General features: G+C 47.7%; 12 protein-coding genes. 6 read left to right on the top strand and 6 right to left on the bottom strand.

Going from position 1 to position 13,401, the window contains the following annotated elements; translation table 11 throughout:
* The first annotated feature begins 77 nt into the window (after positions 1-77).
* On the top strand, positions 78-515 hold the full coding sequence (locus OC443_RS18670) for an Hsp20 family protein (RefSeq protein WP_073582060.1): 438 nt from the start codon (positions 78-80) through the stop codon (positions 513-515).
* Between the two features lie 152 nt (positions 516-667).
* Here the strand turns inward: OC443_RS18670 and OC443_RS18665 are convergent, their stop codons facing one another.
* Positions 668-2,626 carry a methyl-accepting chemotaxis protein gene (locus tag OC443_RS18665; RefSeq protein WP_073582062.1) on the bottom strand — a complete coding sequence of 653 codons (1,959 nt, stop codon included), beginning with the start codon at positions 2,624-2,626 and terminating at the stop codon, positions 668-670.
* Positions 2,627-2,832: 206 nt separating this feature from the next.
* Here OC443_RS18665 and msrP point away from each other — a divergent pair, with 206 nt between their 5' ends.
* Complete coding sequence (gene msrP, locus OC443_RS18660) at positions 2,833-3,834, top strand: protein-methionine-sulfoxide reductase catalytic subunit MsrP (protein ID WP_073582064.1); 1,002 nt, start codon at positions 2,833-2,835, stop codon at positions 3,832-3,834.
* Positions 3,835-3,931: 97 nt separating this feature from the next.
* Entirely contained in the window at positions 3,932-4,564 is a 633-nt protein-coding gene (locus OC443_RS18655) for a protein-methionine-sulfoxide reductase heme-binding subunit MsrQ (protein WP_073582066.1), read from the top strand.
* Here OC443_RS18655 and nikE read toward each other — a convergent pair.
* From nikE to nikA, 5 genes are read right to left on the bottom strand one after another with little or no spacing between them, the layout of a single operon-like run.
* Positions 4,549-5,364: a nickel import ATP-binding protein NikE gene (gene nikE / locus OC443_RS18650; RefSeq protein WP_073582068.1), complete on the bottom strand. Its 816-nt coding sequence runs from the start codon at positions 5,362-5,364 to the stop codon at positions 4,549-4,551. The genes OC443_RS18655 and nikE overlap by 16 nt on opposite strands.
* Entirely contained in the window at positions 5,358-6,149 is a 792-nt protein-coding gene (locus OC443_RS18645) for an ATP-binding cassette domain-containing protein (RefSeq protein WP_073582070.1), read from the bottom strand. Before OC443_RS18645 ends, nikE begins: the two co-directional genes overlap by 7 nt.
* Entirely contained in the window at positions 6,146-6,973 is an 828-nt protein-coding gene (gene nikC / locus OC443_RS18640; protein ID WP_073582072.1) for a nickel ABC transporter permease subunit NikC, read from the bottom strand. Before nikC ends, OC443_RS18645 begins: the two co-directional genes overlap by 4 nt.
* Positions 6,970-7,917 carry a nickel ABC transporter permease subunit NikB gene (gene nikB / locus OC443_RS18635; protein WP_073582074.1) on the bottom strand — a complete coding sequence of 316 codons (948 nt, stop codon included), beginning with the start codon at positions 7,915-7,917 and terminating at the stop codon, positions 6,970-6,972. Before nikB ends, nikC begins: the two co-directional genes overlap by 4 nt.
* A gap of 1 nt (position 7,918) precedes the next feature.
* Positions 7,919-9,496, bottom strand: coding sequence for a nickel ABC transporter substrate-binding protein (gene nikA, locus OC443_RS18630; protein WP_083601583.1), 1,578 nt, complete (start codon positions 9,494-9,496; stop codon positions 7,919-7,921).
* 353 nt (positions 9,497-9,849) lie between these two features.
* Here nikA and OC443_RS18625 point away from each other — a divergent pair, with 353 nt between their 5' ends.
* The 3 genes from OC443_RS18625 (at position 9,850) to OC443_RS18615 (ending at position 13,294) form a co-directional block, all read left to right on the top strand.
* Positions 9,850-12,561 (top strand): DEAD/DEAH box helicase family protein, encoded by a 2,712-nt coding sequence (locus OC443_RS18625; protein WP_073582076.1) that lies wholly within the window; start codon positions 9,850-9,852, stop codon positions 12,559-12,561.
* 161 nt (positions 12,562-12,722) lie between these two features.
* Positions 12,723-13,001, top strand: a complete 279-nt coding sequence (locus OC443_RS18620) for a type II toxin-antitoxin system RelE/ParE family toxin (protein ID WP_073582078.1) — start codon at positions 12,723-12,725, stop codon at positions 12,999-13,001.
* Positions 13,001-13,294, top strand: coding sequence for a HigA family addiction module antitoxin (locus tag OC443_RS18615; protein ID WP_073582080.1), 294 nt, complete (start codon positions 13,001-13,003; stop codon positions 13,292-13,294). Before OC443_RS18620 ends, OC443_RS18615 begins: the two co-directional genes overlap by 1 nt.
* The last annotated feature ends 107 nt before the right edge of the window (positions 13,295-13,401 follow it).

Genomic DNA, 13,401 nt, shown 5'->3' with positions numbered 1-13,401 from the left:
GTCGAATGAATAGGTTGTTCAATGTCTGGCTGAACACAGAAAGCCGGACCTATTGCTTAATTAAAGAGGATAGGACTATGAGAACCATCGATTTCACTCCTTTATACCGTAATGCCATTGGTTTTGACCGTTTGTTCAATATGATGGAAACAGCAAATGCAAAAAATGCTTCTGCTGGCTATCCACCATACAATATTGAACAGAAATCTGAGAATCAGTATCGGATCACTATGGCGGTTGCCGGATTTGCTGACGCTGATTTGGAAATCACCCAACAGGAAAATACTTTACTTGTCCGGGGTGAACGTCAGCCTGAAGACGAAAAAACCTATGTCTATCAGGGGATTGCTGAACGGAACTTCGAGCGTAAATTCCAGTTGGCCGATTATGTAAAAGTCACCGGTGCGACAATGGAAAACGGATTGCTTCATGTGGATCTGGAACGTGAAATTCCTGAAGCCATGCAACCACGTAAAATTGCAATTAACGGTAAAACTCTCATCGAAAACAAATAATGATTGAATTGTTTTTGAGCACTGAGTTTTAAGCAAACGCAGGTTTTAAATAACCATAAAGTAGTGAAAGAGCGCCAGCAGGGCGCTCTTTTTGATCTTGTCATTGATGAGATGGTTTTATGGTGCCAGCCCTCAGAATTTAAATTGTTTCCTTAAAACTTGAATTGTTCCACCTGTTGGCTGACAGACTGCGCCGCTCCGACAAACTCCTGACTTGAATCTGAAGTCTCCTGGGCACTGAGCTGGTGCGCATCACACAGATCAGAGATCTGTGTGATGACGGCATCAATTTCCTGAATGGCGCTGTTCTGTTTATCTGTTAATCTGGCAATCATTTCAAGCTGCTGAGAAATTGAATGCACTTCTTCAACTGAGTTATTCAGTTCTTTACTGGAACCCGTTATTCCGGTGACACAGGTTGAAGTAATGTTCAGACAGGCCTGCATGGACTGGGTTGCCTGATGGCTTTGGGTTTGCAGCCGATCAATTTTTTCCCGTATTTCACTGGTTGATTCATTGGTTCGTTGTGATAAAGCCCTGACTTCATCGGCGACGACGGCGAAGCCGCGGCCGGCATCACCAGCTCTGGCGGCTTCAATGGCTGCGTTCAGAGCAAGCAGATTGGTTTGATCGGAGATAGATGAAATCACATCAACGATGGAGTTAATGCTTTCCACATCCTTCGCGACTTCATCAATGATTTCCGACGATTGAGCGATTTCATGGCTGAGTTGTGCCATTTCCTGGGTTGAATGGGTAATCGAATGCTGTACATGATTCATACTTTCAACGATATGCTTTGAAAAATCAGCTGCTTTTTCTGCGGACTGATCGATCGCATCCGCTTCTTCCGTGATGGCTTTAAATTCCTGATTGAGAGTTTGCATTGACTGCTGTTGAGCAATAATTTGCTGACTGATGTTTTTTGATGCCTCAGCATTGTTATAAGCCGAATGTTCGACTTGTAATGCACTGGTCCGGACCACAGAGAAAGAGTCGCCCAGTGCATTAATAAACTGGTTAAAGCATTGTGCCAGCTGTCCTATTTCTGCATGGTCATTCACGTTGATTCTTTCAGACAGGTTTTTATTCTGTGCAATTTTAGTGATTTGCAAGCTGACCTGACGAATTGGGTCCACGATAGAACCGGAAAACCATACGGTTAGTCCCAGAGAAATGAGAATAATCAATGCGCTGATCAGCATGGTATTTCTCCGGTTGGCATCATAAGCAGCAAAAACTTCAGAAGCCGGCATACTGGCAAAAATAATCCGGTTTATTTCAGGAATACGATAGGCAGCAGAAAGCCACGCATCACCGTGGACTTTGAAATGAACCTGTGCAGTTTTACCATTCATTGCCTGAGTCAGTGCCTGAGTAAAGTCTGCACTGTTATCGATTTGGTTTAATGATTTTCCAATCAGGCTGACATTCCCATGAATGGATATTTTTCCCTGTGGATCGGTAATAAAAATATAACCTTTTTTGCCGAAATGATACTGGCCAATGGTTTTACTGAGGTTTGTTATATCGAGTGATAAACCACTGATGCCGACCAGCTGTCCCTTTTTTTCTGAGCGAACATTGATATAAAGGAATGTTTTGCCATTAAATTCTGAAGTATCCAGGTTAATGGCATAAGGTTTTCCGGAGTCGATAAACTGATAGAACCATTGATCATCCGGGTTTTCCCGGCTTAATGTTTTCCGGTTGATGCCGCCATCAGAAACATAAACAACCTGTCCATTTTTCATGGATGACAGAAAAATACTGGCACTCTCCGTTCTTTGGCGTAAATCATTCATATATCTGATGATTTCCTGCTCAGAAACATGTGCAGCATTATCGGTGAGATAGTCAGTCACATAAGTGGCATTGGCAAAAGCAATGCCTTCCGTTATTGGTACTTTCAGATCGGCTAATATTTTATTACCAGCTTTTTCCACCTGGGCTGGTAATTCAACATTCAGTACTCTTTCCTGAGCCAGTGATTTATTGAGATACTGATTGACAAAAATAATGATACCCAGAGAAATCAGCAGCAGGCCGCACATTGAAAAAATAAAGCGTGTTTTTATCGAGATATGATTGAGGTATTGAGAACCAGGCATGACGTTGTACTCCTTAAATTGCCTTCATCCTGAAGAAAAGTGGTCGGGAGATGTATTGATTATATGTATTTATGAGTCTGTTTTTTATTGATATTAGCTCATATGAAGTGTTTTTTTTATACAGTGTGTAATTTTTCCCGGACAGGTTCGTCTAATTAAGACCAAAGTCAGATTTTTCATGGATTAATCCATTACGGGGAGCACTTATGTTGATTAAGAAGAATCCACAACTGACCGAGTCTGATGTGACACCAGAAGATATTTACCGGGCCCGGCGTCAGTTTATGAAAGGTGCTTTTATGCTGGGTGCCGGTGCGATGCTGCCTTCCGGGTTCGTTGCCGCTGCACCAGAAAATCAGGATGGTTCATTTCACCCGCAAACACCGCCATGGCTGAAGCAACAGATACAGAACTCACAAAACAATGAACAGCTTATCAAGGATAAACTCACGCCTTATTCAACGGTGACCGAGTACAATAATTTTTATGAATTTGGCTTCAGTAAACGGGAACCGGCCAGATTGTCGGATAAATTTGAGCCGTTTCCGTGGCAGGTAGAGATTGCCGGTGAGGTGGCCAAACCCGGTCATTATCATCTGGAAGATTTGCTGAAAGGCATTCAGCTTGAAGAGCGGATTTACCGGTTGCGTTGTGTGGAAGCCTGGTCGATGGTCATTCCCTGGATTGGCTTTCCGCTGGCCTCATTACTTAAACGCTTTCAGCCAACCAGCCGGGCAAAGTATGTTGCCTTTACGACCATCGTCAGGCCGGAGCAGATGCCGGCGCAGAAAAGTCGCTTCAGTACTATCAAATGGCCTTATGTTGAAGGGTTGAGAATCGATGAAGCGATGCATCCGCTGACCCTGCTTGCTGTCGGGTTGTATGGTAAAACATTACCGAATCAGAATGGTGCACCTTTCAGGTTGGTTGTGCCGTGGAAATATGGGTTTAAAAGTATTAAGTCTGTCGTCAAAATTGAGTTGACGGAAACACAGCCACCAACGACCTGGAGCCAGATTGCGCCACAGGAATATGGCTTTTATGCCAATGTGAATCCGGCTGTTGACCATCCCCGCTGGACTCAGAAAGAAGAACGAAGGTTACCTTCGGGGTTGTTCCGGCCAAATATCATCCCGACTCAGCTGTTCAATGGCTACGATGAAGTGGCTTCATTGTATGAAGGGATGGATTTGTCCCGTCATTATTAAATTCAGTGCTATCCCCCAAAACCTGCATCTTCAGGTTGTTTGGGTCAACAGGTCTCTACCGGTAAGTAAAAACTAACATGGAGCACAGCATATCAATATGTCAGTTACGATTCGGCGCTGGGTTATTTTCCTCACGGGGTGTCTCCCGGCTGTTTTACTGGTTTCAGGGGCCATCAATCAGACGCTGGGTGCTGATCCGGCCAAAACAATTGTCTGGGAAACCGGCCATTGGGCATTACGCTTTCTGTTGATTACTTTAGCCGTTTCCCCGCTGGTCCGGTATTTGAAATGGCGCTGGCTGATGGTGCATCGCAGAATGCTGGGGTTGTTCTCTCTGTTTTATGCATTGCTTCACCTGCTGGCTTATTATCAGTTTATCCTTGGGGGAAATTTACTGATGCTGGGCAGTGAAATTGTCCATCGTCCCTATATTCTGGCGGGTGCGCCAGTCATTGTGATTTTGATTATACTGGGCATCACGTCAACGAAAGGCTGGATGAAACGGCTGGGGAAACGGTGGCAGCAATTGCATCGTCTGGTGTATCCGGCATTAGTCTTGGGTTGGATTCACCTGCTATGGCAGGTCCGGGCCAGTTATCAGGATGCATTTATTTATGGTGTGATCGGGGGAGCATTGCTGGCAACACGCTTCCCCCGCTGGCAGGCGCAATGGAAAGGATTTATCCGTAAGCGACGAAATCCGGACCTGAGAGATCACTCCCGGAGGTGACTGTCGGTGTGATCAGCAGAACGCACCGGAAATGGGGGTAAAATCGCATCCTGTAATGCTTTGGCTGCAGGATGATGAAACTTCAGTCGTCCGGATACTTCCTGCTGCTCAACAATTTTGCCCTGATGCATCACAGCCACGTGCTGACAAAACAGATGAACCAAACGCAGGTCATGGGTAATAAACAGGTAGGCAACACCGGTTTGCTGCTGAATCTGTTGTAAATATTTTAGTAGTTGTGACTGGAGCAGCCGGTCCAGGCCGGAAAGTGATTCATCGAGAATGATCAGCGACGGGGAAGGAGCGAGTGCCCGGGCCAGACAAACACGCTGTAGTTGTCCGCCGCTCATTTGATGCGGCTTTTTTATCTCATCAGCAGGGGACAGCCCGACAAGTTTAAGTAATTCCCGGATACGCCGTTTTTTCTCCTGCTCATCCATTGAAGTCAGGTAGTTCAGTGGCTCCTGAATGATTTCTGCGATCGTAAAGTAAGGGTCCGCTGCACCAAAAGAGTCCTGAAAAACCATTTGAACATCCCGCTGGAATGCTTTTTTGTCTGCTGGCGTAAAATGGGCTATATCCTGCTGCTGGTACAACACCTTCCCTTGAGAAGGCTGCTCAAGGCCGCATAACAACCTTGCCAGAGTGCTTTTCCCGCTACCACTGCCGCCAACCAGTGCCAGTGTTTCTCCCGGCCGGATTTGCAGGTTGATATCATTCAGTACATGCCGGGTAATTGTTCGCTGAAACAGAGGCTGGCGCTGATAAGTATGATGAAGGTGACAAGCTTCGATTAACATGCGGCCTCCGCAGAAATTTCCGGATACAGTGCTAAGTGAGCTTCAATCAGTTCCTTTGTTGCCTCATGCTCCGGATGCCAGAATATTTTTTCGACCCGTCCTGTTTCGATTATTTTTCCCTGTTGAATCACGGCCACATCATCTGCCAGACGGGCGACGACGCCCATGTCATGTGTCACCAGTAATAATCCGAGCTGATGCTCCTGAACCTGACGCTCCAGAATCTTCAGTACTCTGGCTTGTGTCAGCATGTCTAAATCTGTTGTGGGTTCATCGGCGAACAAAAACGGGGCGCCACTGAGCAGGGCAAAAGCAATCATGACGCGTTGCAGCATGCCGCCACTCATTTCAAACGGATATAAACGTAACAGCTGCGCAGTATTCTCCAGCCCGACTTCGGTAAATGCCGTTTCGATTCTCAGCTTCATCTGATTTTTATTCATGACGTGACCTGCTGCCAGCATAGTTTCTCTGGCATGCTGACCAATGGTCCGGACCGGATTAAATCCGCTGCGCGGATTTTGTAAAATGGACGCCACTGTTGTGCCGCGCAGCTGGTAACCACAAACAGTTTGCTGATTTAGTTTTATGTCTCCGTTTGTTCTTTGTACGCCGGCAGGCAGTAATTCCAGTGCTGCGGCCAGCGTTAGTGATTTTCCGCTGCCACTGCTGCCAATCAGTGCCAGCGTGCGTCCCTGACGGAGTGTCAGAGACAGTTCATTTACCAGTAACTGATCCTGATGCCGGACAGACAAATGCTCAAAAGTTAAAATTTGCGGCTTCAATGAGAATGCTCCCTCTGGATATGTGGATCGAGGTAATCGCGGAACCGGTCACCCAGCAGGTTAAAGCTCAGGACGCTCAATAATAAAGACAAACCCGGCCAGAAAATCAACTGAGGCTGTGTTTGCATATACTGACGGGCATCATTAATCATCACGCCCCATTCTGGTGTCGGTGCCTGCACACCCAGCCCCAGGAATGACATGCCGGCCACGTGTAGCATCATGTGGCCGATATCCAGCGTTGCCAGCACGCAAAGCTGTGCACAGATCGGCCGTAGCAAATGCCGGTAAAAAACCGCGGTGCGACTGGCACCGGACAGCCGGGCTGACAGCATATATTCCCGGTGACGGATTCCCAGCACGATACTTCGGACAATCCGTGCATACCAGGGCCAGTGGGATAAAGCGATAGCGATGATGACATTAGTCAGCCCGGTTCCCAGTACACCAATCATAAACAGCGACAGAATCAGGGTTGGAAAAGTCATGAAAATATCAGTAAGACGCATTAACAGCTGGTCAAAGCGTCCGCCGATTAATCCGGCACTGCCGCCGATGAACAATCCAAGCAAAAGAATCAGCCCGACCGCAGCCAGCACAGAACCTAAAGATGTGGAAGCCCCGCATATCAGGCGGGATAAGATATCCCGGCCCAGATGATCAGTGCCAAACCAGTGCTGTGGCGATGGCGGTAAGAAGCGGTGCATTAAATCAATGGTACCAGGATCGTACGGATGCAGCCAGGGAGAGAACAAAGCACAGCATATCAGGAGCAGGGCGATGCCGGGCGCGCCGTACAACAAAACCGGGTGTGTCCGTTTCATCTGTTATCCTCCGCAGATGTCAGGCGAATCCGGGGATCAAGCCAGGCATAACCAATATCTGTCAGTAAGTTAAATACAACGAAGACAAAAACCATCATCAATGTCACACACTGAATTACCGGGTAGTCCCGGTTAAATACCGCAGAGACCGCATACCGGCCAACACCCGGCCAACTGAAAATGGACTCAATCACCAGTGTGCCGCCGAGTAGCTCACCGAAATGCATTCCGAGCAGCGTAATCACCGGGAGCAGTGCATTACGCAGGATATGATCCCGCTGGATGACCGACTCTTTCAGTCCGCGCAGCCTGGCCCAGTAAACATGTCGTTGTCCGGAAACTTCCAGAATGCTGGCCCGCAGCATTCTGGCATTAATCGAGAGAGACATAAATGCAATGCTGACCGCTGGCAGAATCAGATGACGCCAGTCTCCGTAACCCATGGAAGGTAACCAGCCCAGCTTTACCGCAAACAGCATCACAAATAAAAAGGCCAGCCAGAAATTCGGCATGGAAACGCCCAGTAATGCGAACAGCCGAATCAGGTGATCCGGCAGGCGGTTATGATGCCGGGCGGCAAGCATTCCCAGAAATATGGAAGGAATTACGATCAGAATCATGGCGGCTCCTGCCAGTTGCAGTGTGGCCGGAAGGTAGCCTGATAGTTCATCCAAAACCGGGCGGCCCGTTGCATATGAGCGGCCGAAATCCAGATGAATTGCATCTTTTATCCAGTTGCTGTACTGAGTCACCAGGGATTGATCCAATCCGAGCTGATGACGGACTTCCGTGACCAGCTCTGGTGTTGGCGGAAGGTTTGACAGCCGCAGATAGTCAATCGCCGGATCGCTGGGCCCGAGGCGGAGCAACAGAAAGATGACAACCGAGGCTGCGAAAAGCATCGGAATGAGCATTCCCAGTCGTTTTAATATAAAACCCGGCATGTTAGTTCCTGACCGGTTTGAACTGATTTAATGGAATATCTGATGTCATCGGTGCAAAGTGCAGGTTCCCCACAGAAGGCGATGCAATGGCCCAGCTGCTGATCCAGATCAGCGGCAAATAAACGGCGTCATCGTGTAAACGGGTCATAATGTTACGGTAGAGTTCCCGCCGTTTGGTTGCATCGCTTGTCAGAAGCACCTGTTTAATTTTGGCATCAATAATTTTTTTGTCGGGCAGACCTTTTTGTGCCTGATAATCTGCATGGGCCGGAACCCGCATCGAACCGATAAAGGCATGCGGGTCGTAAGGGGCGCCCCAGGTTGCATTAAAAATCATCCCGAACCGTCCATTGCGCTGGCGGGCAAAAACACTGCTTTCTTCTTCCGCAATCAGGCTGACCTGAATGCCGGCCTGTTGCAAATCACCCTGAATCACTTCGGCAATAGACTTCTGTACCGCATTTGTTCCGGTAAACACCAGATCGATGCTAAGCTTCTGCCCGTTTTTCATCCGGATTGTCCCCTGCTCAGGCAGATGCCATCCGTCTTTTTCCAGCAGTTGTCTGGCCAGGTTTAAATCAAATTGATAGGGTTGAATCTGAATATCTGCATAGGGAATATTCGGGGCAAATAATGTTTTGGCTGGTTGCTGGGTATTATACAGCACGGTTTGAACCAGCATTTCTTTATTCACGGCATGGTTGATGGCCTGACGGACACTCAGATCGCTGGTAGGAAAGCGGCTGCTGTTCAGTGCCAGCATCGATGTTTCAACAGGATCGGAGACTTGAGTGACCCAGCGCTTTGAATGGCTGAGCTGGTCAAACATATCCGGAGAAACGATGCCGTTGACACCGTAAAGCAGGTCGACTTCTCCGGTTTGCAATGCCATGGCCCGGCTGGTTGGATCGGCGATTACTTTCACCGTAATCTGTTGATAAGCTGGTTTTTCTCCCCAGTAACCTGGATTACGTTCAAACCTGTCATACTGACCGTAGCGGGTTTCTTTCAGAACCCATGGCCCGGTTCCCACCGGTTTTTTGATTCCGTTTTTGGTTGTACCGTCAACAAACTGAGAGGGGGCAATAAACCGGAATGGCCGGGGCAGGGCCAGTTCCTGCAACAATGGATAGTAGGCATGTTTGAGTGTCAGTACCACTTTATCAGGAGCTGTCGCCTGAATGCTCTCAATTTCATTGACCAGTTCAAGCCAGCTGTGCCGGGCTTTGTTGTCCAGCACGGCCTGAAAGTTGGCAACGACTGCCTGAGCGTTGAACGGTTCGCCATCAGAAAACCGGACACCGTGACGAAGTGTGAAAGTGTACACCCTGCCATCTTTGGAAATATCCCAGTGTGTTGCCAGCCACGGCTTCACCTGACCATCAGCCTGATACTGCACCAACGGTTCATAAACCATACTCTGGGCAAACATTTGGTTGGGTGTGTACAGATGGGGATTCAGTTCCCCGACATTGACCGGCCAGGCGATGTTGAGGCTGGCAGATGAATGAGCAAAGCCGGTGAGAGGCAGTGTGAAAATGAAAGTGGCCCACACCGTGAAAAGACGTCTGATTGACATGAAAACTGGAACCATTGGGTCAGAAAAATGAGTGGCTATTTTATTACAAAAGGTTTGTGAAAACAGAGCGATCCAGATCAATAGAAAGGTGTTTTTAATTGCATATTCCATAAATTAATACAATAACTGATGTGTATATACCCAAACAACCTGAACCCTGCATCTTCAGGTTGTTTGGGTATATCTGTAATCCGGATGAAGTCTGTAAATCATTTTTGTTCGCAATAGTGCAATGATATGATGAACAAACTATGCTCAGTAAGTTTCTGTTTGTCCTGATTTTGTTTTCCCGCACAGGTGACTGATTTACGTGATTTCAGAGACTGATGTTGTCTGAACGGAAGTAATGACTCATGCCATTTAATTCAATGAAATTTCGTCACTCATGGCGTCCTTATCAGCAGCGGGTGCTTTATGCCTTGCAGCAGCATTTAACTGATCGGCGGCTTCATCTTGTTGCGGCTCCCGGGGCAGGTAAGACCATGCTGGGGCTGGAAGTTTTCCGGATGTTGCAAAAACCCGCGCTGATTTTATCTCCGACCCGGATTATCCGGGATCAGTGGATTGACCGGCTCAAAGATTTCTGTGAAACCGATCATCCCCGCCAGCTTCCCTGGGTCAGCCGTTCTGTGCATGATCCCGCAGTGCTGACTTCCATCACTTATCAGGCATTACATGCAAGGTTTGCAGAAGCATTAGGCGATGAAGAACCTGATGGGCCGGAAACAGGCAAAGGCCCGGCAAAGGAAGATATACATCGTTTTATACAGACCCTGGAACAACACCGGATCGAGGTGTTAATTCTTGATGAGGCGCATCATTTGCGTGCGGAGTGGTGGCGGGCTCTGGAAAAAATTTGTGCTCACTTTCCAGACATCACGCTGGTCGCTTTAACGGCCACTCCTCCTTATGATTCCGGAGAGCAGGCGTGGGCCAGATACGAGCAGTTATGCGGGCCGGTTGACGAGGAAATTTCCGTCCCGGAGCTGGTGAAATCCGGGACACTTTGTCCGCATCAGGACTTTATCAGGGCTTGTGATGCAACCGTGACGGAACAAAAACAGATTGAGATGTATGATCAACGGGTGATGACGACCTGCCAGACGCTGTTTCAAAGTGAAGCATTTGAGCAAGTCATTCGTTCTCACGCCTGGTTAAGTCAAACCAGTATTGAATCTCAAACTGATATTGAATCTGAGGTTATCAAAGCACCGGAAGTCGCCATTGCAATGCTCTGCTTTCTGAAAGCAAAGCGTTGTCCGGGTGGCGGGCATCTGATGCAGATTTTAGATTTAACGGTTGGAGATATTCCGGAACCCGGCCGCCACTGGTGGCAGGTGTTGATCGAAAGTGTCCTGTTTTCTGATGGCTTTGGACGTCAGGGTGAACACCAACCGTTTATTGAGCAGTTGAGAAAGCAGTTACAGGCGTCAGAGTTATTGCACAAAAGAGAGCTTTCACTGGAACGTTCTGCCCGGATGGAGCGGTCATTGTCTTTAAGTGCTTCCAAAGTGCGGGCCTGCAGTGACATTCATCATCTGGAATATCAGCACCGTGGAAGCGGGCTGCGACAGGCGATTTTAACCGATTATATCCGGGATGAAGCCCTGATTTCCGGCATGGATACCGGAGAGGTTAATTTGGGGGCATGGCCTGTATTTGAAACACTGGCATTGTCTTCTCCGGTTCCTGAGAAGCTGGCTTTACTGACCGGCAGGTTAACGATACTTCCGGTTGAACTGTTCCCTTCATTACAGGCATTGCTTTCCCCGGATCAACTGAACACTGAACCATTGTTCCCGGATTCCGCTGATCAAAATTCACTTTATCTCAATTCACTGTATATCAAAGTCACGGCACCATTAAATCAGCTGACAAGTGCAATGACTGCGTTATTGATGGCGGGAGATATCAACGTGTTAGTCGGTACCCGCTCACTTTTGGGGGAGGGCTGGGATGCACCTGCATTGAATTCTTTGATTCTTGCCAGTTCGGTTGGGTCTTTTATGCTGACAAATCAAATGCGTGGCCGGGCAATCAGAATCGACCCGCAGCATCCACGCAAAGTCAGTTCAATCTGGCATTTGGTGGCGCTGAATACCCGCTCAGACAGCGGGTTCAGTGATTTATTCAGCCTGAGCCGGCGTTTTGATACCTTTGTCGGACTTTCTGAAAAACAGGTTTCTATAGAAAGCGGCTTCAACCGGATGGATGCGAATTACTTGATTGCACCGCTTCTTGCCGGTAAAAAGCCATCTGTAGCGGAGAACAACCGCCAGATGGCGCAGCGTTTTCAGCAACTGGACCAAATTGCAACCCGCTGGCATCGTGCATTAACGATTGATAGTACCGGAAACCGGGTGACGCCTTCTGTGAAGACAGCCCGGAAGCCTGAAATCAGAGGCTACATTCTGCGGCATTCTCTTGCTTATCTCTCATCTCAGCTTGCTGGTGCCGTGTTAGTTGCGCTGAGCTATGTGTTCTCTTTTCCCGCTGTCTGGAAATCCATATTGCTTTTTATCTCACTGGCGGTTGGTGGTGCACTGTTATACAAGCTGCCCAAAACCGTGAAAACGATCCGGGTGCTATGTCGCTACCTGCCGGTTGATGGTGCTTTAATCCAGATCGGCAATGCACTGAAAGACTCATTATGTCAGGCAGGATGGATTAATACACCGGTGATGCAACTTAAAGTCAGGACGGCTGAGATGCCGGACGGGCAGTTTTATCTCTGTCTGACGGGAGGTACATTTTATGACGCTTCCTTATTTGCTGATTGTCTGGCGGAGATTCTTGCACCGGTGGAAAGTCCGAGGTATCTGATTGTCCGCTCCGGACAGTTTATGGGACTGGAGCGGGATGATTACCATGCCGTACCGCTGAAGTTTGCCACCAAAAAGGAAACCGCAGAGATCTTTTGCCGCAACTGGAATAAACATGTCTGTCCGTCCGGATTGATCTATACCCGCTCAGCCGAAGGCCGGAAAGCGCTTTTAAAAGCCAGAGGAAAAGCTTTTTCTTCACTTTTCAGGGAAGAAGTTAAAAAACAGGATCGCTGGATTTGATTTTGATGAAAATCATGTATAGAGAGTATGATTTTTTGTCAGGTAATCATGTAGTTGCTGTGTAAACACAACATCTGAGTTTAAAAATCAGTTAATTTCTCTGAACTATTCAGATAACATACCGGGTGTTGCGCTATACGCATCACACTATATAATCAACGATGATCAAGACATTTAAGCATAAAGGACTCAGAAGGTTTTTTGAGACCGGAAGTACTGCGGGTATTCAGACGATGCATCAGCGCAAACTGAGAATGGTGCTGGCAGCAATAGATACCGCTGTCATGATTGATGACATTGATTTACCGGGATTTAATCTTCATTCTCTTCATGGAAACCGGGAGGGTATATGGTCGGTTATGGTCAATGGTAACTGGCGGATTACTTTTGAGTTTATCAATGGTCATGCATATATTATTAACTATGAGGACTATCATTGATGAAAATGCATAATCCGCCTCACCCCGGAGAATTTATACTCAGTATCTACATGGAGCCATTTGGTTATAGCTGTCGTTATGTGGCAAAGCAGTTGGACGTTTCATCTTCCACACTCAGCAGGATTCTGAAAGGACAGAGTGCAATTTCTCCTGAGATGGCACTGCGGCTTTCCAAAGCACTGGGACGTAGTGCTGAAAGCTGGCTGGCAATGCAGGATAACTATGACTTATGGCGGGCCAGGAAAAAAGTGAATCTTTCCCGCGTTCGGGCGATTGAGTTTGCAACACTGTAAGTTTGTACCGCTGTGAGGCTCATTGATTCTTCTGTATGGACAAAAAAGCCAGCTGCCCAGTGTTAATAGCTGGCTTTTTGCACGTACGGAATCATTTTTGGGGGTTG

The sequence above is a fragment of the Vibrio quintilis genome (assembly GCF_024529975.1).
GTDB lineage: Bacteria > Pseudomonadota > Gammaproteobacteria > Enterobacterales > Vibrionaceae > Vibrio > Vibrio quintilis.
Note: the sequence above shows the minus strand (reverse complement) of the source record. Positions and strands in the feature narration are given on the sequence as shown.

Bases quoted from the DNA above. Each gene is read 5' to 3' on its own strand.
- nikB (WP_073582074.1), bottom strand. From the start codon at position 7,917: ATGCCGGGTTTTATATTAAAACGACTGGGAATGCTCATTCCGATGCTT.
- OC443_RS18670 (WP_073582060.1), top strand. From the start codon at position 78: ATGAGAACCATCGATTTCACTCCTTTATACCGTAATGCCATTGGTTTT.
- OC443_RS18620 (WP_073582078.1), top strand. From the start codon at position 12,723: ATGATCAAGACATTTAAGCATAAAGGACTCAGAAGGTTTTTTGAGACC.
- msrP (WP_073582064.1), top strand. From the start codon at position 2,833: ATGTTGATTAAGAAGAATCCACAACTGACCGAGTCTGATGTGACACCA.
- OC443_RS18615 (WP_073582080.1), top strand. From the start codon at position 13,001: ATGAAAATGCATAATCCGCCTCACCCCGGAGAATTTATACTCAGTATC.
- OC443_RS18625 (WP_073582076.1), top strand. From the start codon at position 9,850: ATGCCATTTAATTCAATGAAATTTCGTCACTCATGGCGTCCTTATCAG.
- nikA (WP_083601583.1), bottom strand. From the start codon at position 9,496: ATGTCAATCAGACGTCTTTTCACGGTGTGGGCCACTTTCATTTTCACA.
- nikE (WP_073582068.1), bottom strand. From the start codon at position 5,364: ATGTTAATCGAAGCTTGTCACCTTCATCATACTTATCAGCGCCAGCCT.
- nikC (WP_073582072.1), bottom strand. From the start codon at position 6,973: ATGAAACGGACACACCCGGTTTTGTTGTACGGCGCGCCCGGCATCGCC.
- OC443_RS18655 (WP_073582066.1), top strand. From the start codon at position 3,932: ATGTCAGTTACGATTCGGCGCTGGGTTATTTTCCTCACGGGGTGTCTC.
- OC443_RS18665 (WP_073582062.1), bottom strand. From the start codon at position 2,626: ATGCCTGGTTCTCAATACCTCAATCATATCTCGATAAAAACACGCTTT.